Annotated in this window: 18 protein-coding genes; 6 read left to right on the plus strand and 12 right to left on the minus strand. The window is 70.4% G+C overall.

Translation table 11 applies throughout. The annotated features are described in order from the left end of the window. Positions 1-118: 118 nt before the first annotated feature. The 7 genes from ACZ7NC_RS06865 to ACZ7NC_RS06895 all read right to left on the minus strand — a co-directional run bounded on the left by ACZ7NC_RS06865 (position 119) and on the right by ACZ7NC_RS06895 (position 7,676). A complete protein-coding gene (locus ACZ7NC_RS06865) occupies positions 119-1,606 on the minus strand; it encodes an MFS transporter (protein WP_471485558.1) in 1,488 nt (495 codons plus the stop codon). A 70-nt stretch (positions 1,607-1,676) separates the two neighbouring features. After that, positions 1,677-2,699, minus strand: a complete 1,023-nt coding sequence (gene fbaA / locus ACZ7NC_RS06870; RefSeq protein ID WP_471485559.1) for a class II fructose-bisphosphate aldolase — start codon at positions 2,697-2,699, stop codon at positions 1,677-1,679. A gap of 177 nt (positions 2,700-2,876) precedes the next feature. Continuing rightward, complete coding sequence (gene pyrE, locus ACZ7NC_RS06875; protein ID WP_471485560.1) at positions 2,877-3,425, minus strand: orotate phosphoribosyltransferase; 549 nt, start codon at positions 3,423-3,425, stop codon at positions 2,877-2,879. A 10-nt stretch (positions 3,426-3,435) separates the two neighbouring features. Next, entirely contained in the window at positions 3,436-4,233 is a 798-nt protein-coding gene (locus ACZ7NC_RS06880; protein WP_471485562.1) for an aldose epimerase family protein, read from the minus strand. 208 nt (positions 4,234-4,441) lie between these two features. Then, positions 4,442-5,320 (minus strand): SRPBCC domain-containing protein, encoded by an 879-nt coding sequence (locus ACZ7NC_RS06885; protein WP_471485563.1) that lies wholly within the window; start codon positions 5,318-5,320, stop codon positions 4,442-4,444. 127 nt (positions 5,321-5,447) lie between these two features. Next, positions 5,448-7,067, minus strand: a complete 1,620-nt coding sequence (locus ACZ7NC_RS06890; RefSeq protein WP_471485564.1) for a polyamine aminopropyltransferase — start codon at positions 7,065-7,067, stop codon at positions 5,448-5,450. Between the two features lie 36 nt (positions 7,068-7,103). Then, positions 7,104-7,676 carry a DUF2617 family protein gene (locus ACZ7NC_RS06895; RefSeq protein ID WP_471485565.1) on the minus strand — a complete coding sequence of 191 codons (573 nt, stop codon included), beginning with the start codon at positions 7,674-7,676 and terminating at the stop codon, positions 7,104-7,106. Between the two features lie 802 nt (positions 7,677-8,478). Between ACZ7NC_RS06895 and ACZ7NC_RS06900 the strand changes: the two genes are divergently transcribed. Continuing rightward, entirely contained in the window at positions 8,479-9,669 is a 1,191-nt protein-coding gene (locus tag ACZ7NC_RS06900) for a pyridoxal phosphate-dependent aminotransferase (RefSeq protein WP_471485567.1), read from the plus strand. A gap of 138 nt (positions 9,670-9,807) precedes the next feature. Here ACZ7NC_RS06900 and ACZ7NC_RS06905 read toward each other — a convergent pair whose 3' ends face one another. Further along, positions 9,808-10,335: a YbjN domain-containing protein gene (locus ACZ7NC_RS06905; RefSeq protein ID WP_471485568.1), complete on the minus strand. Its 528-nt coding sequence runs from the start codon at positions 10,333-10,335 to the stop codon at positions 9,808-9,810. Positions 10,336-10,493: 158 nt separating this feature from the next. Then, positions 10,494-13,091 carry an ATP-dependent chaperone ClpB gene (gene clpB / locus ACZ7NC_RS06910; RefSeq protein ID WP_471485569.1) on the minus strand — a complete coding sequence of 866 codons (2,598 nt, stop codon included), beginning with the start codon at positions 13,089-13,091 and terminating at the stop codon, positions 10,494-10,496. A 119-nt stretch (positions 13,092-13,210) separates the two neighbouring features. On the opposite strand from clpB, the gene ACZ7NC_RS06915 reads away from it, so the two are divergent. Then, the gene (locus ACZ7NC_RS06915; RefSeq protein WP_471485571.1) at positions 13,211-13,624 is read left to right on the plus strand and encodes a pyridoxamine 5'-phosphate oxidase family protein; all 414 of its coding nucleotides are present in this window, start codon (positions 13,211-13,213) and stop codon (positions 13,622-13,624) included. A 177-nt stretch (positions 13,625-13,801) separates the two neighbouring features. Here the strand turns inward: ACZ7NC_RS06915 and ACZ7NC_RS06920 are convergent, their stop codons facing one another. Next, complete coding sequence (locus ACZ7NC_RS06920; RefSeq protein ID WP_471485573.1) at positions 13,802-14,137, minus strand: hypothetical protein; 336 nt, start codon at positions 14,135-14,137, stop codon at positions 13,802-13,804. A gap of 370 nt (positions 14,138-14,507) precedes the next feature. Between ACZ7NC_RS06920 and ACZ7NC_RS06925 the strand changes: the two genes are divergently transcribed. After that, positions 14,508-15,452 (plus strand): helix-turn-helix transcriptional regulator, encoded by a 945-nt coding sequence (locus ACZ7NC_RS06925; RefSeq protein WP_471485575.1) that lies wholly within the window; start codon positions 14,508-14,510, stop codon positions 15,450-15,452. Here ACZ7NC_RS06925 and ACZ7NC_RS06930 read toward each other — a convergent pair. After that, positions 15,415-16,461 (minus strand): helix-turn-helix transcriptional regulator, encoded by a 1,047-nt coding sequence (locus ACZ7NC_RS06930; RefSeq protein WP_471485576.1) that lies wholly within the window; start codon positions 16,459-16,461, stop codon positions 15,415-15,417. The genes ACZ7NC_RS06925 and ACZ7NC_RS06930 overlap by 38 nt on opposite strands. A gap of 365 nt (positions 16,462-16,826) precedes the next feature. Between ACZ7NC_RS06930 and ACZ7NC_RS06935 the strand changes: the two genes are divergently transcribed. From ACZ7NC_RS06935 to ACZ7NC_RS06945, 3 genes are read left to right on the plus strand one after another with little or no spacing between them, the layout of a single operon-like run. Continuing rightward, positions 16,827-18,380: a circularly permuted type 2 ATP-grasp protein gene (locus ACZ7NC_RS06935; RefSeq protein WP_471485577.1), complete on the plus strand. Its 1,554-nt coding sequence runs from the start codon at positions 16,827-16,829 to the stop codon at positions 18,378-18,380. Further along, the gene (locus ACZ7NC_RS06940; protein WP_471485579.1) at positions 18,377-19,309 is read left to right on the plus strand and encodes an alpha-E domain-containing protein; all 933 of its coding nucleotides are present in this window, start codon (positions 18,377-18,379) and stop codon (positions 19,307-19,309) included. The genes ACZ7NC_RS06935 and ACZ7NC_RS06940 overlap by 4 nt, the downstream gene beginning before the upstream one ends. Before the next feature lies 1 nt (position 19,310). Further along, entirely contained in the window at positions 19,311-20,183 is an 873-nt protein-coding gene (locus ACZ7NC_RS06945; RefSeq protein ID WP_471485581.1) for a transglutaminase family protein, read from the plus strand. Positions 20,184-20,213: 30 nt separating this feature from the next. Here ACZ7NC_RS06945 and ACZ7NC_RS06950 read toward each other — a convergent pair whose 3' ends face one another. Continuing rightward, positions 20,214-21,338 carry a sugar ABC transporter substrate-binding protein gene (locus ACZ7NC_RS06950; protein WP_471485583.1) on the minus strand — a complete coding sequence of 375 codons (1,125 nt, stop codon included), beginning with the start codon at positions 21,336-21,338 and terminating at the stop codon, positions 20,214-20,216. Positions 21,339-21,384 lie beyond the last annotated feature (46 nt).

The following is a 21,384-nucleotide window of genomic DNA, read 5'->3' on the forward strand; positions in this document are numbered from 1 at the left end:
TCGTCCTCAAACGCCGGACGGGCTGGATTGTGCGGGCCGGCGTTGGGCTTCTCGGGTTCAGCCGGGCCCTTCACGGTGGCCGGCCGGTGCAGCCGCCCCCGCCGGGCCGCGCAGAGCCTCACGCACCCCCCTTGCCCTCCACCTGCAACCGCCCCCTGCTCCGCACGCCCTCCAGCGGTGGTGCCGTCACGCTTCCGTGGTGGAGGCATTCCGGGCGGCGGCAGTCCGGTGGCAGTGGCCGTACCGCCGCGAAGGCGACCAGCGCGCCCAGGACCAGTACGCCCGCGCAGATCACCATCGCCCGGCCGAACGCGTCGTCGAAGGCGTCGGCCGAGCGGTAGGCCTCCTCGCTCATGCCGGCCAGCAACGGCAGCGCGGCCACCGCGATCAGGCCCGCCGCTCGGGCCGCCGCGTTGTTGATGCCGCTGGCCAGCCCGGCGCGGGCGGTGTCGACGGAGGCCAGGACGGTGGCCGTCAGCGGTGCCACCAGGGTGACCATGCCGAGGCCCAGGACCAGCAGGGCGGGGAGGACGTCGGGGATGTACGAGGCGCCCGGGCCCACCCGCAGCATCAGCAGCATCCCCGCCGAGCACAGCAGCGGGCCGACCGTCAGCGGGATGCGCGGGCCGATCCGGTCGGCGAGGGCGCCCGAGCGGGCCGAGAACAGCAGCATCAGGGCGGTCGTCGGCAGCAGGGCCGTACCGGCGCCGAGGGCCGAGTAGCCGGCGACGACCTGGAGCTGGAGGGCGGCGAGGAAGAAGAAGCCGCCGAAGGCCGCGTAGACACAGAGGGTGACGAGGTTGACCGCCGTGAACTGCCGGGACCTGAAGACGTCCAGCGGCATCATCGGGTCCGGGCGGTGGTGCTCGACGTACACGAAGGCGACGCCCGCCACGACACCGGCGATCGCCGTGAAGAGCACGATCAGCGAGCCCTGCCGGGCCTCGATCAGCGCGTACGTCACCAGGGCCAGGGACGCGGCACCGAGCGTCGCGCCGAGCACGTCGAAGCGGCCGTGCTTGGTGCCGTCGCCGGACTCGGGGACGTGCCGTACGGCGATCGGCGCGCACAGCAGGGCCAGCGGGACGTTGAGGAGGAAGACCCAGCGCCAGCCGGGGCCGTCCACCAGCCAGCCGCCCAGGAACGGGCCCACCGCCGCGCCGATGCCCCCGAACCCGGACCACAGGCCGACGGCCCGCGCCCGGTCGTCGGGATGGAAGGACGCCTGGATCAGGGCGAGGGAGCCCGGGGTGAGCAGGGCACCGCCGATCCCCTGCAACGCCCGCGCGGCGATGAGCATCCCGGCGTTCGGGGCGATCCCGCACAGCAGCGAGGCCACGGCGAACCACACCACGCCCACCACGAAGATCTTGCGCCGCCCGTACCGGTCGCCCAGCGAACCGCCGAGCAGGATCAACCCGGCCAGCGTCAGCATGTACGCGTTGACCGTCCACTGGAGCGCGGCGAGGTCGGCGTCGAGGTCCTCGCCGATCCGCGGAAGGGCGACGTTGACGACGGTCGAGTCCAGCATCGCCATGCTGGAGCCGAGGACGGTGGTGAGCAGGATCCACTTGCCCTGCGGTGAGGCCAGCCGGACATCGGGCATGGTCCCAGGTATACAGCGAGCCCGGCGCCGTAGACAGGCGCCGGGCTCCTAAGTCGCGGGGAACCGGGAACTACTTGATCTTCGTGCCCGTCGAGCGCAGGTGCGAGCAGGCCTCCGTCACACGGGCGGCCATGCTCGCCTCGGCGAGCTTGCCCCAGGTGCGCGGGTCGTAGGTCTTCTTGTTGCCGACCTCGCCGTCGACCTTCAGGACACCGTCGTAGTTCTGGAACATGTGGGCCGCCACCGGACGCGTGAAGGCGTACTGGGTGTCGGTGTCGATGTTCATCTTGACGACGCCGTTCTCCAGCGCGGTCGCGATCTCCTCGGCGGTGGAGCCGGAGCCGCCGTGGAAGACGAAGTCGAACGGGGACGCCTTGCCGTACTTGGCGGCGACGCCCTCGTTGAGCTCCTTCAGCAGCTCGGGGCGGAGCACGACGTTGCCCGGCTTGTACACACCGTGGACGTTGCCGAAGGACGCGGCGAGCAGGTAGCGGCCCTTCTCACCGAGCCCGAGGGCCTCCACCGTACGAATCGCGTCGTCGACCGTCGTGTACAGCGAGTCGTTGATCTCGTGCGAGACGCCGTCCTCCTCGCCACCGGTCGGGGTGATCTCGACCTCGAGGATGATCTTCGCGGCGCGGGCGCGCTCCAGCAGCTCCTGCGCGATGGACAGGTTGTCGGCGAGGGTCTCGGCCGAGCCGTCCCACATGTGCGACTGGAAGAGCGGGTTCTCGCCGCGCGCGACGCGCTCCTCGGACACGGCGAGCAGGGGCCGTACGTACCCGTCGAGCTTGTCCTTGGGGCAGTGGTCGGTGTGCAGGGCGACGGTGATGTCGTACTTCTTGGCGACGATGTGCGCGAACTCGGCCAGGGCGACGGCGCCGGTGACCATGTCCTTGCTGTGCTGGCCGCCGAGGAACTCCGCACCACCCGTGGAGATCTGGATGATGCCGTCGCTCTCCGCCTCCGCGAAGCCGCGCAGGGCCGCGTGCAGGGTCTGGGAGGAGGTCACGTTGATGGCCGGGTAGGCGAACTTGCCTGCCTTCGCCCGGTCGAGCATCTCGTTGTAGACCTCGGGGGTTGCGATGGGCATCTGTCCGCTCCTTGAGTGTGCGGGTTGACGTACAGCGTGATGCGTACTGCGTTCTTCTTACGGCCCTGACCTAGACCTTGGGTGCGACGTCATCGTCGGGGGCCATCTTTCCATGACGAACCGGGATGCTCCGAGCGCCTGTCACCAGCCGAGACGGACGCCGGTCGGGAGCCGGTGTCAGTCCAGTCCGAGCTCGTCCTTGGAGTACGCGAAGAGGTACGGCACTCCCGCTCCCTCCTCGATCTTCTCGGCGGCGCCGGTGGCCCGGTCGACGATCGTCGCGACGGCGACGACCTCGGCGCCGGCCTCGCGGACCGCTTCGACGGCGGTGAGCGGCGAGCCGCCGGTGGTGGAGGTGTCCTCGACGACGAGCACACGGCGCCCCGCGATGTCCGGCCCCTCGACCCGTCGCTGGAGCCCGTGCGCCTTGGCGGCCTTGCGTACGACGAAGGCGTCCAGCCGCTTGCCGCGCGCGGCGGCGGCGTGCAGCATCGCGGCGGCGACGGGGTCGGCGCCCATGGTGAGCCCGCCCACCGCGTCGAACTCCAGCTCCGCGGTCAGGTCGAGCAGCACCTGCCCGACCAGGGGTGCCGCCTCCCCGTCGAGGGTGATGCGCCGCAGGTCGATGTAGTAGTCCGCCTCGAGCCCCGACGACAGGGTCACCTTGCCGTGCACCACGGCCTTGTTCTTGATCTGTTCCAGCAGCTCACCGCGTACGTCAGTCATGCCGCCCAGCTTAGAGGCGCCGCCAGCTCCAGACGGTCGTGGCCTCCAGCGGTTCCAGGGGCGTGACCAGCCGGGGCAGGGTGTTGAGCCCGTTGGGCGGCCCGGTCTGCGGCTCGACGCATACGGCGGCCTCCTGCTCGTCGTACACCACCACCCACTCCTCCCGGCTGCTCACCTTCAGCTCCAGCCGCCCCGGCCAGGTGAGGGTGACGTCGACGCCGTCCGGCATGCCGAAGCAGTCGTCCCAGGGGCCGGGCCGGGGATCGATCCGGTTACCGGTCGGGAGGTGGTCGTCCCCGCGCTCCTCCTGCCAGGCGGGAGTGAAGTCGAGCCGGACGTCCTGGGCGCCCTCGCCACCGAGGTTGCGGTTGAACCAGGGATGCCAGCCGATCTGCGCCGGGAAGGACGTCTCGTACGTCTCGACGGACATGGTGAGGCTGAGGCGGTCCGGGGCGAGGGCGATGACGTGGGTGACACGGCCGGCGTAGGGCCACGGCTCGACCAGGTCGTACGTGATGACGGCCTCGTCCCCGGTGACCCGGGCGACGCTCCAGGCGCCGTCGCGCACGGTGCCGTGGATGGCGTGCGGCGGGGCGTTGAGCGGCATCTGCCGCATCTGGGCCCCGTCCAGGAACCGCCCGTCCCTGACCCGTCCGCACCAGGGAACCATCGGAAAGCACCCGAAGCGCTCCCCCTGCCGCAGCAACTCCGTCCCCCCGACGCGAAGCCCCCCGACCCGCCCACCGTTTCCCGGCAGCACGTCCACCTCCGCGTCACCCGCGGTCAGCGTGATGTGTTCGTTACTCACGGGACGACCCTACTGGGGCGGATCAAGGGGGCATGGCCCCTCCAAGAGCACACCGCTGGGGGCGCGGCCGCTCTCTGAGCGCCGGTCCAGGCACGCTCAGCCCGTCCGGCGTTTGAGGACGAGGCCCGTTCAGGGCCGACGGCAGGGGGCTGGGGGCGGCAGCCCCCAGGGATGGGACGGGTAGGGGCGGCGGGGGCGAGGGAAACCCTCAGCGACGCCGCCGCAGCATCCGCCCCACCACGATCGCCGAGGCCAGCACCAGCGCCGCCGCCGGCGCAGCCCACCGCAGCGTGGAGTTCGGCACGACCGTCTGCGGCGCCGGCACAGGCGCGTACCGCCCGCGCGGCGGCGCATGATCGACCTCCTCCGCACTGCGCCCGATCATCGTCCGCCGAGCATGCGCGGCCTCGGCGACCGGCGGCTCCTCCTCGGACTCGCCCTCCTCGTCCCGGGGCTCCAGCGACGGCGGCGGCACATCGGTCTCGAAGACGGACGCGGACTCCGTATCGCCGACGGGGCCCCCGCTCCCGACCTCCGGCGCCGCGGCGTCATCCGCGTCCGGCGTCGTCTCGAAGTCACTGGTCACCCGCGTCTCGAACTCCCCGGGCGCCAGAGACTCCTCCACAGCCTCCCCAGCCTCCACCCCGGACCCGGGATCCGGCTCCCCCGCCACGACCCCCAACTGCTCCCCGAACCGATTCAGCAGCCGCCCCACGGCCGCCTCCACCGCGTCCTTCGAGAACTCCGCGATCCGCCCGTCCGCCGAGGTGCTCCCCTCGAAGCCCACGACGGACCCGCCCTCGGCCTGACGCACCCGCACGGTGAGCGCCAGCTTCACGGACCCGCTCCCTCGCGCCTCGGTCGCCTCGCCCTCGACGGTGTACGAACCGTCCTCCCGTGCGGAGACCCGAGCGGCGCCCCGGTACGTGATGGTGTGACCGCCGACCCGCATCTTCAGCCGCCCGGCGACGGGCTCGGCGCCGGCATCCTGCTGGAGCCCGGGAACCGCCCGGGCGACCCGTACGGGATCGGCCAGCACCTGCCTCAGCCGCTCGACCGTGGCCGGAACGAACACCTCATGCTCCATGCCGATCGAGCCTACCCAGCATGGCGTGAACCTCACCCGAACATCCCGGGATTCTCACCGCGCGCCCTACCGCCGGGCGTATCCTCCCCGCCCGGCCCCGCCCCACGGAACCGCCCCACGGCACCGCTCAGTACCGCGGATGCACCAGCGTCGACACCCCGAGCCCCACGACCCGCGTCCCCTCCGCCGCCCGCGCGTCCGCCCCCAGTCCCGACTGCGTCAAGGTCACCGGCCGCGGCGCCTTGGGGCCCGCCCCGAGCCGCAGCGCCGGCCGCTCCGCCCGGCCCGCGAGGAGGAACCCCCAGTCGCACGGTGCGCGCGCCGTTCCCGTCGAGCCGTCGCGGCCCCGGACGCGATACGGGGCGGCGCGCAGGCCCGCCGCACGCAGTGTCGTCTCGACCGTCCAGAAGACGCGCGGGCGGGAGGAGACCGGCCCGGCGTGCACGACAAGGCGGCCCTGCGGGGTGAGGGCACGGCGGGCGAGGCCGTAGAACTCCTGCGAGTACAGCTTGGTGCTGGCCGTGATGCCGGGGTCGGGCAGGTCCGAGATGACGACGTCGTACGTGGAGGGCGGCGCCGTCCGCAGCCGGCGGAAGGCGTCGCCGGTGATGACATGGACGCGGTCGTCGTCGTACGCGTGCCCGTTGAGGCGGGACAGCGGAGGGTCCCGGCGCGCCAACCGCACGACGCCGGCGTCGACTTCGACGACGTCGACCCGGTGCACCCCGGGGTGCCGCAGCACTTCGCGCGCCGCCAGCCCGTCGCCGCCGCCGAGGATGAGCACGCGGGTGTGCTCGCCGTTCATCGCGGGGTGGACCAGCGCCTCGTGGTAGCGCCGTTCGTCGCGTCCGCTGACCCGCAGCCGTCCGTCGAGGAAGAGGTCGAGGGGGCGGCCGTGGGTGCCGCCGGTGATAACGACCTCCTGGATCTCGGTCCGCAGCGCCACGCGTACGTCCTGCCCGTACACCTCGTGCCGGGCCGCCTGTTCGAAGTCGTCGACGAGTACGGCGGCGGAGGCGAGGACGCCGAGCACGGTGACGTTGGCGATCACCAGCAGCCAGCGGGCCCGGCGGGTGAGGTCCCCCCGGAACAGGCCGAGGATGAGCGCACCGCCCGCGACGGCGTTGACGGCGCCGGTGATCAGGGTCGAGGTCAACTGGCCCAGCAGGGGCAGCAGGAGGAAGGGGAAGGCGAGGCCGCCGACGAGGGCGCCGACGTAGTCCGCGGCGAACAGGTCGGCCACCGCGCCGCCCGCGTCCTGGCGCCGGATGCGCTGGATGAGCTCCATCAGCAGCGGCACTTCGGCGCCGATGAGCAGGCCGATGGTGAGGGAGAAGGCGACGAGAAGTGCCCGGGAGCCGCCGGCGCCCATGCCGCCCCAGCCGCCGGTCCAGGCGAACACGGCGTACAGGACGAGCGCGCTGCACCCGCCGACCAGGGCCAGTACGGCCTCGACGGCGCCGAACCCGGCCGCGGCGTGCGGGCGCAGGCGCTTCGCGGCGAGGGAGCCGATGCCCATCGCGAACACCATGACGGACAGGACGACGGAGGCCTGGGTGACCGAGTCACCGATCAAGTACGAGGCGAGGGCGACGAGTTCGAGTTCGTAGACGAGTCCGCAGGCGGCGCAGACGAAGACGCACACGAGGACCAGGAACCGCCCGGTGCCGGGCCGCACCGGTAGCCGCGCGCGGCCGCACCAGGGCGGCGTCGTGCGGGGCGGGGCGGGGGCGTGCGGATCGATCACGCTGCCGACGGTACGTCACTGCACGGGTACGCTTCGTCACCCACACGTGTGGTGTTGAGACTCCGGACGTTTGCGTCGTCGTTCACTGAGGGCTGCGCCTGCGGACCCCCGCACCCCCACTCTCGTCCGCGTCGCCACCAACTGCCCGTCCTGCGGGTACGCGTGCCAGGTGCGCCAGTGCACCTGGCCCTCGTGGTGCTGGGCCAGCAGCGCGGTGAAGGCGTGCGGGCTGCCGGGGAAGACACCGGCGAGGCCGTGCGGGTGGTCGGCGACCAGAGCGAGCAACTCCTGTGCGCGGCCCGCGAACTGACCCGGCGACAGGATCTCCACCCGGGCCGCGAACTCGTACTCCCAGTCCCCCTGGCGCTTGGCCACGCCGAGCGGCAGGGGGGTGCTGCTGCCGGGCATACAGGCCACCGTCTCCGAACAGTTGCCCCGCTCCTCCTCCAACAGCACCTGGTGGGACGCGCCGAGCAGTCGCAACTGAAGCTTCGCATCGGCCAGTTCGAGGTCGAGCAGGGCAAGCGCGGGCAGCGGCTCGCGCCCCAGGGCCCAGGCGAGGTCGGCTGCGCGCGTGTCGGTATAGGCGGTGTTCAGGGTCGTGAGCATGGATCGGCTCCGCAAGCACACAAGAAAGGGAGGGAGGAATCGGTCTCCGGCGCTCCCGTCCGACACCGGGAGGCCGATCCGGTCAGCCCAGTCGGCCGGTCAGAAGAGGTGTCCGCGGGACGTCCGAGGGCTGCGTCGGTGAAATTAACTGAATCATGAACTCTGGGGCCGCCACAGCGTTTTTACCCAAGTTCGTAGGGTTTCCATCCCTCAGAGGGCTTATCAGCTCAACTGTTCAACTCCGGCGTGCGCTGTCAGGGCCGGGGCGTGCGCTCGGGCGCGCCGGATCCGGCCGGGATCCCCGCACCGAACGCACGAAAGCGGGGCCGGTCCCAGGCACCGGCCCCGCTCCCCTCCGGATGCGGTTCCCCCTGCTCGGGGAGCTCAGCTGCCCCGTGTCAGCTGCCTCCGCCACCGCATCCGCCCCCGCCTCCTCCGCAGGACGACGACCCGCCTCCGCATGACGAGCCGCCACCGCAGGAGGAGCCACCCCCGCAGGACGATCCACTGTCTCCCCCGCCGGCCCACCAGCTGCCTCCGCTGCTGTGCGAGCTCCGCCGGGCGCCGCGGCCGCGGTGCGCCGACCGTCCGTTCCGCGCGGCCGATACGACCATCCCCGCACAGACCACTGCGATCAGCGCCACGATGATGCCGATGCCCATGGCGTCAGCCTCCTTCCGTTCCCCCGAAGCGGCCCGAGACGTCCCCCCGTGGGCGCCTCCCGCTCGGTGCGTGCGAGCAAGATGCCCGGCCCGCTCGCGGCCCAAAGCAGAGTTGAGGAACTCCAGAGCTTGGGCGCAGGATGGCCGGCATGACCTCCACCACCCGCCCGCTGCTCAACCGCCGGCTCGCCGAGTTCGGGACGACGATCTTCGCCGAGATGTCCGCGCTGGCCCTGAGCACCGGTTCGATCAACCTCGGCCAGGGCTTTCCCGACACCGACGGCCCGGAAGAGGTCCGCGAGGCGGCCGTACGGGCGCTGCGGGACGGGCGCGGCAACCAGTACCCGCCGGGCCCCGGCGTCCCCGAGCTGCGCACCGCGGTCGCCGCGCACCAGCAGCGGCGCTACGGGCTGCCGTACGACCCCGACACCGAGGTCCTGGTCACCGCGGGCGCCACCGAGGCCATCGCGGCCGCCCTGCTCGCACTGCTGGAGCCCGGCGACGAGGTCATCGCCTTCGAGCCGTACTACGACTCCTACGCGGCCTGTATCGCCATGGCGGGCGGCACGCGGGTGCCGGTGACCCTGCGCCCGCACGAGGGCAGCTTCCGGCTGGACCTCGACGAGCTGCGGGCCGCCGTCACCGACCGCACCCGGCTGCTGCTGATCAACACGCCGCACAACCCCACCGGCACGGTCCTCACCCGCGCGGAGCTGGCCGCGATCGCCGAGCTGGCCGTGGAGCGGGACCTGCTGGTCGTGACCGACGAGGTGTACGAGCACCTGGTCTTCGACGACGCCGAGCACCTGCCGCTCGCCACGTTCCCGGGGATGCGGGAGCGGACGGTGACGCTCGGGTCGGCCGGCAAAAGTTTTTCGTTCACCGGCTGGAAGGTCGGCTGGGTGACCTCGACGTCCGCCCTGGTCACGGCCGTACGCTCGGCGAAGCAGTACCTGACGTACGTCTCCTCGGGGCCGTTCCAGTACGCGGTCGCCGAGGCGCTCGCCCTTCCCGACAGCTACTTCACGGCCTTCCGCGAGGACATGCTCGACAAGCGGGACCTGCTGGCCGCGGGGCTGACCGAGGCCGGGTTCGAGGTGTTCAAGCCGGCCGGCACGTACTTCATCACCACCGACATCCGGCCCCTCGGCGAGTCGGACGGCTTCGCCTTCTGCCGCGCCCTGCCCGAGCGGGCCGGGGTGGTCGCCATCCCGAACGCGGTCTTCTACGACCACCGGGAGGAGGGGGCGCCGTTCGTGCGGTTCGCGTTCTGCAAGCGGACGGAGGTGCTTCAGGAGGCGGTGAAGCGGCTCAAGTCCCTGGCGGGCTGAGCCCTCCACCGTCCGTCCACAGGCTGTGGACGGACGGACCGCCCCCTCACACGCCCCCTCACACGGCGAAACCCGGCCCCGGCACCCGGCCCTTGACGGCCGGTGCCCCTGGCCGGGCTCCGCTTTGCGGCTGCGGGACTACTCCTCGCCGTCCTCCGGCTCCTCCGCGTCGTTGACCTCCTGCTCCAGGCCGAGCTGCTCGACGAGCCACTTGTCGAACTCGATGGCGGCCCGCACCCAGCTGACCGTCGACGAGACGAAGTGCTCGAGGCTCACGCCGGTGCCGATCAGCATCTGCGCCTCGCCGATCAGGCGGACGGTGCCGTCGTCGTGCGTGTGGCTGTAGACCTTGGGCCACAGGGTCCGGCGGTTCCAGTCGTCGATCGACTCCAGAAGTTGGGGCTTCTCGTCGATCTTGTGGGGCCGGTCGTAGAACGTCCGCACCGAGAAGACCTGCTGGTCACCCTCGCCGCGGAACATGAAGTACGTACGGAACTGCTCCCACGGCGCCGCGAGGTCACCCTCTTCGTCGACGACGTACTTCAGCTCCATCTGGTCGAGGAGCTGCTTCACGAGGTCCTGATCCGGGACAACGGGGCCGGGCGGGGGCCCGGGCTGCGGCTGCTGGCCCCCGAAGTTCGGAATCGAGGACGGGTCGATGCTCACCGTGATTTTCCCTTCGTACGGATTCCGCCATCCTCCCCCATGCGGGGAGGGGGGTGGCAAGCCCTGACGGGCCTGTCAGCCCTCGGCTGACTCGATCCGGTCACAAAGGGCGGGTACCCGGTTTCGCCAGGTACCCGCGATCATGGCATTTCGCCTGTTCAGAGCGTCTTTCCGGTCGCCGGGCCCACGATCAGTCCGTCGCCGAACGCGTCCACCCGGACCGTGTCGCCGTCCTTCACCTCGCCGGAAAGGATCTCCTTGGCCAGCCGGTCGCCGATGGCGGTCTGGACCAGTCGGCGCAGCGGCCTCGCGCCGTAGGCCGGGTCGTTGCCCTCGTCGGCGAGCCAGGCCAGTGCCGCGTCGGTGACCTCCAGTGACAGCCTGCGCTCGGCCAGCCGCTTGGCGAGGCGGTCGATCTGGAGCCGGGCGATACGCCTCAGCTCGTCCTTGTTCAGGGCCGAGAAGACCACCAGGTCGTCCAGGCGGTTGAGGAACTCGGGCTTGAAGGCGGTGCGGACCACCTCCAGGACCTGCTCCTTCTTCTCCGCCTCGCTGGTGATCGGGTCGACCAGGAACTGGCTGCCCAGGTTCGACGTCAGCACCAGGATGGTGTTGCGGAAGTCGACCGTACGGCCCTGACCGTCCGTCAGCCGCCCGTCGTCCAGCACCTGGAGCAGGATGTCGAAGACCTCCGGGTGCGCCTTCTCCACCTCGTCCAGCAGCACCACGCTGTACGGCCGCCTGCGCACCGCCTCCGTCAGCTGGCCGCCCTCCTCGTAGCCGACGTAGCCGGGAGGCGCGCCGACCAGCCGGGCCACGCTGTGCTTCTCGCCGTACTCCGACATGTCGATGCGGACCATGGCCCGCTCGTCGTCGAAGAGGAAGTCGGCGAGGGCCTTGGCGAGTTCGGTCTTGCCGACGCCGGTCGGGCCGAGGAAGACGAAGGAGCCGGTCGGGCGGTCCGGGTCGGAGATGCCCGCACGGGTGCGGCGTACGGCGTCCGACACCGCGCGCACGGCCTCCGACTGGCCGATCAGCCGCCGGCCCAGCTCGTCCTCCATGCGCAGCAGCTTCTGCGTCTCACCCTCCAGCAGCCGCCCGGCCGGGATGCCGGTCCAGGCCGCGACGACGTCAGCGATGTCGTCGGAGCCGACCTCCTCCTTGACCATGGTGTCCTTGGCGGCCTCCTCCTCGGCGGCGGAGGCGGCCTCCAGCTCCTTCTCCAGGGTGGGGATCTCGCCGTACAGCAGCTTGGAGGCGGAGTCGAAGTCGCCGTCGCGCTGGGCGCGTTCGGCCTGGCCGCGCAGCTCGTCGAGCCGTTCCTTCAGCTCACCGACGCGGTTGAGGGACTGCTTCTCCTTCTCCCAGCGGGCGGTCAGTCCGCGCAGCTCCTCCTCCTTGTCGGCGAGGTCGCGGCGCAGCTTCTCCAGACGCTCACGGGAGGCCGGGTCGGTCTCCTTGTCCAGCGCCAGCTCCTCCATCTTCAACCGGTCGACGGCACGCTGGAGTTCGTCGATCTCGAGCGGGGACGAGTCGATCTCCATGCGCAGCCGGGAGGCGGCCTCGTCGACGAGGTCGATGGCCTTGTCCGGCAGGAACCGGGAGGTGATGTACCGGTCGGAGAGGGTGGCCGCGGCCACCAGCGCGCTGTCCGCGATCTGCACCTTGTGGTGGGCCTCGTAGCGCCCCTTGAGCCCGCGCAGGATCGCGATGGTGTCCTCGACGGTCGGCTCGGCGACCATCACCTGCTGGAAGCGCCGCTCCAGGGCGGGGTCCTTCTCGATCCGCTCGCGGTACTCGTCGAGCGTCGTGGCACCGACCATGCGCAGCTCACCGCGGGCGAGCATCGGCTTGAGCATGTTCCCGGCGTCCATGGCGGAGTCGCCGCCGGCGCCTGCCCCGACGACGGTGTGCAGCTCGTCGATGAAGGTGATGATCTGCCCGTCGGAGTTCTTGATCTCCGCGAGCACGGTCTTCAGCCGCTCCTCGAACTCACCGCGGTACTTGGCCCCGGCGACCATGGCGCCCAGGTCGAGCGCGACGAGCCGCTTGTTCTTGAGGGACTCGGGCACGTCCCCCTTCACGATCCGCTGGGCGAGCCCTTCGACGACGGCGGTCTTGCCGACGCCGGGCTCACCGATCAGGACCGGGTTGTTCTTGGTACGGCGGCTGAGCACCTGGACGACCCGCCGGATCTCCTGGTCCCGCCCGATGACGGGATCGAGCTTGCCCTCCCGGGCGGCGGCGGTGAAGTCGGTGCCGAACTTCTCCAGCGCCTTGTACTGCCCCTCGGGGTCGGCGGTGGTCACCCGGCGCCCGCCGCGCGCCTGCCGGAAGGCCTCCAGCAGCTTTTTCGCACTGGCCCCCTGCTTGCTGAGCACGTCCGCCGCCGGGCCGCCCTTGGCGGCGGTGCCGATGAGCAGATGCTCGGTGGAGAGGTACTCGTCCCCGAGTTCCTCGGCCCGCGCCTGGGCGTCCGCGATCACGGCGAGCAGGTCCCGGTTGGGCTGCGGGGGCGCCACCGTGGACCCGGTCACGCTGGGCAGCGCGGCGAGGGCCTTCTCGGCGCCGACGCGCACCGAGGCCTGGTCGGCGTCGACGGCCGCCAGCAGATCGATGATGTTCTCGTTGTCCTGCCCCTGGAGCAGAGCCAGCAGCAGGTGGGCGGGGGTGAGATCCGGGTGCCCCTCGGTCACGGCCCGGTTGCTGGCCGCGTTGATCGCGTCCCGGCTCCTGTTGGTCAGCTCGGCGTCCACGTGTCCGTTCTCCTCCTGGCGTCAGCGTCTCCCAGTGCTGACTGAGTCAGCGTGCACAAAGTTGAGTCTATTCCACTCAAGCTAGTGCCGGGAGGCTTGGGGCGACTAGGTTCCGGGCCATGGCGGCATACCCCCAGGATCCTGGCGCGCCGGACGCGCCGTACCTCACCTTCTGGCAGGAGAGGCATCTGTGCACCCTGACCACCCTGCGCCCGGACGGCACCCCACATGTCGTACCCGTCGGAGTGACATACGACCCCGGGGCGCGGCTGGCTCGGGTGATCACGAACAAGTCCAGCGCGAAAGTGAGCCATGTCCGGGCCGCCGGCCCGGACGGGGCCCGGGTGGCCGTGTGCCAGGTGGACGGCCGGCGGTGGGCGACGCTGGAGGGGCGGGCGTACGTCAGGACCGAGCCGGAGCGGGTCGCGGAGGCGGTGCGCCGGTACGCGACGCGCTATGAGCGGATGCCGGCACCGAATCCCGACCGGGTGGTGATCGAGATCGAGCTGACGCGGGCGATGGGGCAGGGATGACCGGGTGACGGGTCACTGGCTGGCCGGATACCGGTCGCCCGGTTTCAGCCACCGCCCGAACGGTCGGATACGGGGAAATGTCCCCGCAAAACTGCAGCGGGGTCACCGTGTTCAGGTCACGGTGACGCCGCTGCGGGGGGAAGTACCTGAGCGATCTGTTACGACGGGGGAATCGCGTCAGGCACTGCGGGGGGTGGCTGAGATAGTCCTTGGGGCCGGGGCCTCCGGCTCCACCAGCCGGTGGTCGCGCTGATCGAGGTTGACGAAGATCATTCCGTACCGGATGGCGCACCGCACGGGCTGCGGCGCCCCCCGAGGCCGCCGCAGACATCGGTATGCCCGAACGTCCTCGTCCTCGTCCCGCGTGACGACGACCGGCTCTCCGAACACCGTCACCATCAACGAGTCACCGGGGTGGGGGATCGCGGTGACCAGGTCGATGAAGTGCCAGCCGGAGCGGTAGGCGGTGGCCATTTCCCTACGGAACGACCGGTCGTCGGGCGGGATGGTCATGCCGGCTCCCCGGCACTGTCCCGCACGGCGGAGCTGGGCCAAGTGCTGTCCTTGGCGATCGTGACAGTCGGTTTTGACGACGGCCACGTACTGTCCGCTCGCCAGTCGCTCTTCGCTTCCGAGAGGCCACTCAGGACTCCGAAGGCCATAACGGTGGAGAAGGCGGCGACAAGAATCGAGCGAAGCATTCTGTTCCGCATAGTCGGCTTCGTCCTCACTTGAAGGTCCCCTCTTCCCCCGTCGAGTAAGACGATGGCTCATTCGGGCACTTCATGGCCACACGATCGGTGCATCATGTTCCTGCATGTTCAGGACCCTGGGGGGTGGAGATTTGGCAACGAATCAGACTAAAGCGACACATCCCCATGCGATGACCGAGATGTGCGCGGAAGGTGGCCGACTCTATGCGAACGCGCTGCGCACGGGGCGTATCGCACGCGCGGATGCGGAGTCCGCACCCTGTCTGACGGAGTTCGCTCTGCTCTACCCGGATCCTGACGACGCGAACTGGCTGCGCCCCGTTCCGGCGTCGGTCGCCCTCGCTCAGCGTCTCAATCCGATCGAACGGGAGATCGCCGAACGCAGGCGGATGTCGGTCGATCTGGCCGAGGCACTGCAGCCGTTCATGGACCTCAGTACCCAGGTGCCGGGGAGCACGCACTCCATCACCGTGCTGGAGGGCGGAGAGCGGATCAACGCCGCCCTCAATCTGGCCACGGCCCAGTGCCATACCGAGATGCTCACGGTTCAGCCGAGCAACCGTCTCTCCGAGCACCAGCTCCTCCAGGGGCTGGAGCGCGATCGGCCGATGATCGAACGGGGCGTGCGGATAAGGACCCTCTACCAGCACACGGCGCGCTACAACCCGGAGAAGCTGGCCTACGTCGCCCAGCTCTCCAACGGAAAGGTGGAGTACCGCACGATCGACGAGCTGGTCGAGCGGCTCATCATCTGCGACGAGTCGGTCGCCTTCATCCCCACCCGGGACGACCAGCAGGTGGCCCTGGAACTCCGTCACCCCGGGCTCATCCGCTACCTGATCAAGGTCTTCGAGTTCATGTGGAACCGCGCGGTACCGCTGACCGCCGGCGCCCCGTACGAGACGGCCCCCGACGGCATCACCGACATCCAGCACTCCATAGCGAAGCTGCTCGTGGAGGGACACGTCGACGAGGCCATAGCGCGCCGGCTGGGCATGAACGTCCGCACCTGCCGCGCCCACATCGCCAAACTGGCGCAGGCGTTGGGCAGCGGCAGCCGCGCGCAACTCGGCTTCCTCATCGCGCAGTCTGGGATTCTTGATCAGGAAGCCTGATCGATGACGTTGCGACAGTGTCGGCCTGTGACGGCGTGTCCAGGCCCACCTGGGCGATGCGGACGCCCAGTTGCGTACGGCTCGTCGCGCCCAGCGTCTCCGAGAGCCGGGCGATGTGGGCACGGCACGTGCGAACGCTTATGCCGAGCCGTTCCGCGATCACCGCGTCCTGATGGCCCTCCGCCAGCAGCGCGGCAATGGACTGCTCGCGGTGGGAGATGCCCTCGATGCCGGTGTCGGGGAGGGGTGCCGTGAGTGGGATCGCCAGGCGCCAGAAGCGTTCGAAGACGGTCACCAAATAGTGGACCAGCCCCGGATGCCGCAGTTCCAGCGCCATCGTGCGGTCGGCGTTCGCCGGGATGAAGGCGACCGTACGGTCGAAGACGATCAGCCGGTCGATCACCTCGTCCAGGGTGCGCGCCTCCACCGAGTCACCCATCAACTCCAGGTAATTCAGCAGGCCTTGCCCGTGCCGGGCCACATGCGTGTACAGGTCGCGCATCCGTACACCGCGCGCGCGTAGCTCAAGGGCCCGGTGCAGGCCCTCGGTCAGCTCGTGCTCGGGCCGGATGCCGCCGGGCTGCACGGTCAGCACCTCCGCCGTACACGCCTGGGTCGCCTCGTCCAACGCGCCCTGGATACGCGCGTCACCGTCCAGAACCCGGATCGCGGTGCCCTCGCCCCGGGACGCCTGCGACAACTGCGGACCGAGCTCGGCGTACCACTCGAAGGCCGCCACCGCCGAGCCCATCCGTCGCTGGCTCGCGCTGACCTCGTCGTACACCCCACGCAGCAGCCGCGTCATGACCTCCTGCGGGGACGTCGGCACCAGCCAGTCCATGTCGTCGGGGTCGGGATGCAGCAAGGCCAACTCCAGCAGACAGGGCACCGACTCCGCGTCCCGGCGGGGCACACGACCACGCCGTACGGCCCGGGAATACACGCGGTCCCCGGCCTCGCACAGCCGGTCGGGACCGTGCGGATGCTCACTCCTTCCGCGCTCGTCCATCTCCCACCCCCGGCTACCGTCCCTTGCCGCACACGTTCCGTAGCCCGGTGCAGCACGCTCACAGCGCTGATGGGCAAACCGCCCGTCTTCCGCAGCGCAACTATGCGCAGAGGAGCTTGCCGCCGCAACACGGCCGAGGCCCGATCACCGCGCGGCCTTCCCTTCTTCGCAAGCCAGGAACAGCCCTCGCGCTCCTTCATGCTGACGCATCCCACACGCCTCACGCGTACGCGGCAGCTCCCCCCACCGCGAGAATTGCCCAGGGATCCCGCGTGGAAGGACCACCCGGATGCCGCCCTTCCGCGTGCACCTCCCGGAAATCCCCCAGTGATCACCTCGATACACACCCCACTTAACGTCAGCCCATGGCGGACATATTTGACGCATACGCGTTGGCCGACGCGTGGGACGAGATGTTCGATCGGCCGGGTGAGGTCAGGGCCGCCTATGAGCCGGTGCTGGCTGCGCTTCAGCCGATCGAGCCGAGTGAACTGCGGTTCCGGGCCGATCAGATGGCCCGCGCGTTCACCGACAGGGGCGTGACGTACGCCTTCGCGGGCGAGGAGCGGCCCTGGCCGCTGGACCTCGTGCCCCGCATTCTCGACGCCTTCGAATGGGATCTCATACAACGCGGGGTGAGCCAGCGGGTGCGCGCCCTGGAGGCCTACCTCGCCGACGCCTACGGGCCCGCCCGCGCCTTCGAGGACGGCGTCGTGCCCTGGCGGCTGCTGCTCAACTCCCCCCACTTCCACAGAGCGGCCCATGGGGTCGAACCACCGGGCGGGGTGCGCATTCACGTCGCCGGCATCGATCTCGTACGGGACGAAGCCGGGGACTTCCGGGTGCTGGAGGACAATGTGCGCGTCCCCAGCGGAGTCTCGTACGTCATCGAGAACCGCAGGGCGATGACCCGGATCTTCCCGTCCCTCTTCGCCGAGCAGCATGTGCTCCCCGTCGACGGGTACGCCCAGAAACTCCTCGCCGCCCTGCGCGCCGCCGCGCCCGACGGCATCGACGCGGCGGACGATCCGCGGGTCGTCGTCCTGACCCCCGGCCCCAGCAACGCCGCCTACTTCGAACACGCCCTGCTCGCCCGCCTCATGGGCGTACAGCTCGTCCAGGGGCATGACCTGGTGTGCCACGGCAACCGCGTCTGGATGCGGACCACGCGCGGCGAGGTGCCCGTCCATGTCGTATACCGGCGGCTCGACGACGACTTCCTCGACCCCCTCCACTTCCGGCCCGACTCGGTGATCGGCTGCCCGGGAATCCTCAGCGCGGCCATGGCGGGCAACGTCACACTCGCGAACGCCGTGGGCAACGGGATCGCCGACGACAAGCTCCTCTACACCTATGTCCCCGATCTCATCCGGTACTACCTCGGCGAGGAACCGGTTCTCCCGAACGTCGAGTCCTACCGGCCGGACGAGCCGGGGCAGTTGGAGGCCGTCCTCGACCAGATCGAGCAGCTGGTCATCAAGCCCGTCGACGGCGCGGGCGGGCAGGGAATCGTCATCGGGCCGAAGGCCGACGCCGACACCATCGAACGCACTCGCAAAGCCGTCATCGCCGACCCGCGCGGCTTCATCGCCCAGCGCCCCGTCGCCCTGTCCACCTCCCCCACCCTCGCGGGCGAACGCATGGCACCCCGCCATATCGATCTCCGCCCCTTCGCCGTCAACGACGGCAACGATGTCTGGGTGCTCCCCGGCGGCCTCACCCGGGTCGCCCTCCAGGAGGGCAACCTGATCGTCAACTCCAGCCAGGGCGGCGGTTCCAAGGACACCTGGGTTCTGGCCGAGGGGCCCGCCGAGCCGCCCACACCCGTCCGTGAAGGCACGCTTCTCGACGTCGCGCCGCGTCAGCTCGGACCCGACGGCACCCTCACCGTCGTACAGGAAGGGGCGCAGCAGCAGTGAACGATGTGATCCTCTCCCGGATAGCCGAGGCCCTGACCTGGACCGGACGGTATGTCGAGCGGGCGGACGCCACCGGTCGCATCCTCGACGCCTATCTCCACCGCATGCTGGAGGACCCCTGGCGCGAAGAGGACGTGGCCTGCCGGTCGTTGTACGCGATCCTCGGGATGGACGCCGGCGGTGAGCCGGTGGACATGCAGCAGGTGCTGGACCAGCTGGCCTTCGACGCCCGGTCGACCGGGTCGATCGAGGGCGCCCTGGGTGCCGCCCGGCTGAACGCGCGCAGCGCCCGCGAGGCGGTGTCGTCGGAGATGTGGGAGTGCCTGAACTCCACCTGGCACGCGCTCGCCGACCAGCGGCTCGCCGCCCGGCGGACGGGCCCGTACGCCTACTTGGAGCTCGTGCGCAGGCGGGCGGCGCTGTTCTTCGGTCTGGCCGACTCGACGATGAGCCGTGACGACAGCTGGCGCTTCGTCGTCCTGGGCCGGAGCCTGGAGCGGGTGGACATGACGGTACGGCTGCTGTCGGTCCGCGTGTTGGACGCCGCGCACGCGCCCGACTGGCCGACCCTGCTGAGCGCGTCCGGCGCGGACGAGGCGTACGCGCGCGTTTACGGCGGTTTCGGCGACACGCCCCGGGTGGCGGAATTCCTCTTGCTGGACCGCGACTTCCCGCGCTCGGCGCTGCACGCGCTGACCACGGCGGAGGAGTGCCTCACCGCTCTCGGCCGCCCCCGCCAGGACCCCGCGCGCCGCCCGATCGGGCGGACGCGTACCCGCCTCGAATACCTGGACACGCACGCCCTGGAGGACCAACTGCCGGTCCTGCTGAGGGACTTGCAGCAGGCGTGCATGGCCTCGGCGGAGGCGGTGGCGGACCGGTTCTTCCCGTACCAGGGGCCCGTCGAGTGGGCCCAGGAAGGAGCCTGAGATGACCACTCGGAAAACGATGACCACTCAGGAGACTCGCCGCCTCCGGATCAGGCATGTCACCCGTGTCTCGTACGCCCAGCCCGCCGCGTCCTCGCACAACGAGGTCCGCATGACCCCGCTGACGCTGGTGGACCAGACCACCCTTGACGCCCGGGTCACCGTCAGTCCGGCGGCGACCACCTGGTCGTACTGGGACTACTGGGGCACACAGGTCACCGGGTTCGACCTGATGGACCCGCACGCCGAACTGACCATCACGGCCTCCAGCCTGGTGGAGACCCGTCCGCCGGCTCCGCTCCTCGTGGCGCCCACGTGGCGGGAGCTGGCCGACGAGGTGGCGTCCTCGCGTCTGCTGGAGTTCGCCGGCCCGACCTCCCGTACGACCGTCCCCGGTCGGCTCGTCGAGCGGGCGCGGGAAGCGGCGGCCGGCCTCGACCCTCATGAGACGGCGGTCGCCGTGTCGGCGCTGGTCGCCGACCAGGTGACGTACCTGCCCGGCGCGACGGGCGTGAACACCTCCGCCGCCGAGGCCTGGGAGCAGGGGGCGGGCGTCTGCCAGGACATCGCCCACGTCACCATCGCGCTGCTGCGCGGCCTGGGGCTGCCCGCGCGCTATGTCTCCGGCTATCTGCACCCCGAGCGGGATGCGGAACCGCACCGGTCGGTCGCCGGGCAGAGCCACGCCTGGGTCGAGTACTGGGCGGGCGACTGGTGCGGGTACGACCCCACCAACCGGACCCGGGCCGACGAGTCCCACGTCGTCGTCGGCCATGGACGCGACTACGACGACGTCACCCCGCACAAGGGCATCTACCGGGGGGTGCCCGGCGGTCCGCCGGAAGTGACGGTGGAGTTCACCCGGGTGGCGTGAGCGCACCCGGACACCACTCGCGGATCGGCCCTACTTGATCCCGGCCGCCGAGCAGTCCGACTTGTACTGGGCCGTGCAGATGTCGGACACCTGGTAGATCCCGTCCGACAGGACGGTCTCCTTGATGTTCTGCTTCGTCAGGGCGACCACGGGGACCAGCAGCGCCGGGATGTTCTTGTCCGTCGGGCTGTCGACCTGGTCCTGGGCGAGTGCCTCGAACTGGATGTCGTGGCCCTGGACCTTGGCGACGGCCATCTCGGCGGCGCTCTCGGCCTCCTGCGGGTACGACTTGTACACGCTCATGAACTGCTCGCCGGCCAGGATCCGCTGGACGGCGTCCAGTTCGGCGTCCTGCCCGGTGATCGGCGGCAGCTTGGTCACGCCGGCCGCCTCCAGGGCCTTGATGACGCCGCCGGCCATGCCGTCGTTGGCGGAGTAGACGCCCTTGATGTTGTTCGCGCCGAGGGACTTGATCGCCGCGGCCATGTTGGCCTGGGCGTTCTCCGGCTTCCAGTCCTTGGTGTCGTACGACTTGGCTATGTCCACCGAGCCGTTGAGCTCGGAGAGGGCACCGGCCTTGAACTGCTTGGCGTTCGGGTCGGTGGGCGAGCCGTTCATCATCACGATCTTGTCGGAGGAGTCGACCTCCCCCATGGCCTCCAGGAGGCTGCGGCCCTGGACCTCGCCGACCAGTTCGTTGTCGAAGGAGACGTACGCGTCGATCGGTCCCTCGGCCAGGCGGTCGTAGGCGATGACGGGGATCCCGGCCTCCTTGGCCTTCTGTACCCCGCCGGCGATGGCGTGCGCGTCGACGGCGTCCAGCAGGATCACATCGACCTGGTCGTCGATCATCTGCTGGAGCTGGCTCGCCTGCTTGCTCGCGTCCGCGTCGGCGTTCTTGTAGACGACCTTGCCCTGCTTGTCGGTGAGCTCCAGGACCTTGGTCCTGATGATGGGGAAGTCGAACTTGTCGTAGCGCGTGTTCGCCGTCTCCGGCAGCAGCAGTCCCACAGTGACGTCGTTGCCCTTGGTCGGGCTCGCCTCGCTGCTGTCCCCCGTGACACCCAGCGCCCCGCACGCGGCCAGCGAGAGGGTCATCGTGGATGCGGCGGCCACGGCTGTGGCGGTGCGGCGCAGCGGACGCAAGGGACGCATAGAGGAGCTCACTTCTGGTGCCTTCGGGACACGGGCGCGCCATAGC

This window comes from Streptomyces sp. NPDC111802 (assembly GCF_055634335.1).

What these genes read in the sequence shown, in the direction of transcription:
- ACZ7NC_RS06930 (WP_471485576.1), bottom strand. Translation starts at nt 16,461, where the DNA reads ATGGACGAGCGCGGAAGGAGTGAGCATCCGCACGGTCCCGACCGGCTG.
- ACZ7NC_RS06865 (WP_471485558.1), bottom strand. Translation starts at nt 1,606, where the DNA reads ATGCCCGATGTCCGGCTGGCCTCACCGCAGGGCAAGTGGATCCTGCTC.
- ACZ7NC_RS06895 (WP_471485565.1), bottom strand. Translation starts at nt 7,676, where the DNA reads ATGCTCACGACCCTGAACACCGCCTATACCGACACGCGCGCAGCCGAC.
- ACZ7NC_RS06945 (WP_471485581.1), top strand. Translation starts at nt 19,311, where the DNA reads ATGACCACTCGGAAAACGATGACCACTCAGGAGACTCGCCGCCTCCGG.
- ACZ7NC_RS06885 (WP_471485563.1), bottom strand. Translation starts at nt 5,320, where the DNA reads ATGGAGCATGAGGTGTTCGTTCCGGCCACGGTCGAGCGGCTGAGGCAG.
- pyrE (WP_471485560.1), bottom strand. Translation starts at nt 3,425, where the DNA reads ATGACTGACGTACGCGGTGAGCTGCTGGAACAGATCAAGAACAAGGCC.
- ACZ7NC_RS06920 (WP_471485573.1), bottom strand. Translation starts at nt 14,137, where the DNA reads ATGACCATCCCGCCCGACGACCGGTCGTTCCGTAGGGAAATGGCCACC.
- fbaA (WP_471485559.1), bottom strand. Translation starts at nt 2,699, where the DNA reads ATGCCCATCGCAACCCCCGAGGTCTACAACGAGATGCTCGACCGGGCG.
- ACZ7NC_RS06950 (WP_471485583.1), bottom strand. Translation starts at nt 21,338, where the DNA reads ATGCGTCCCTTGCGTCCGCTGCGCCGCACCGCCACAGCCGTGGCCGCC.
- ACZ7NC_RS06925 (WP_471485575.1), top strand. Translation starts at nt 14,508, where the DNA reads ATGACCGAGATGTGCGCGGAAGGTGGCCGACTCTATGCGAACGCGCTG.
- ACZ7NC_RS06900 (WP_471485567.1), top strand. Translation starts at nt 8,479, where the DNA reads ATGGCCGGCATGACCTCCACCACCCGCCCGCTGCTCAACCGCCGGCTC.
- ACZ7NC_RS06915 (WP_471485571.1), top strand. Translation starts at nt 13,211, where the DNA reads ATGGCGGCATACCCCCAGGATCCTGGCGCGCCGGACGCGCCGTACCTC.
- ACZ7NC_RS06935 (WP_471485577.1), top strand. Translation starts at nt 16,827, where the DNA reads ATGGCGGACATATTTGACGCATACGCGTTGGCCGACGCGTGGGACGAG.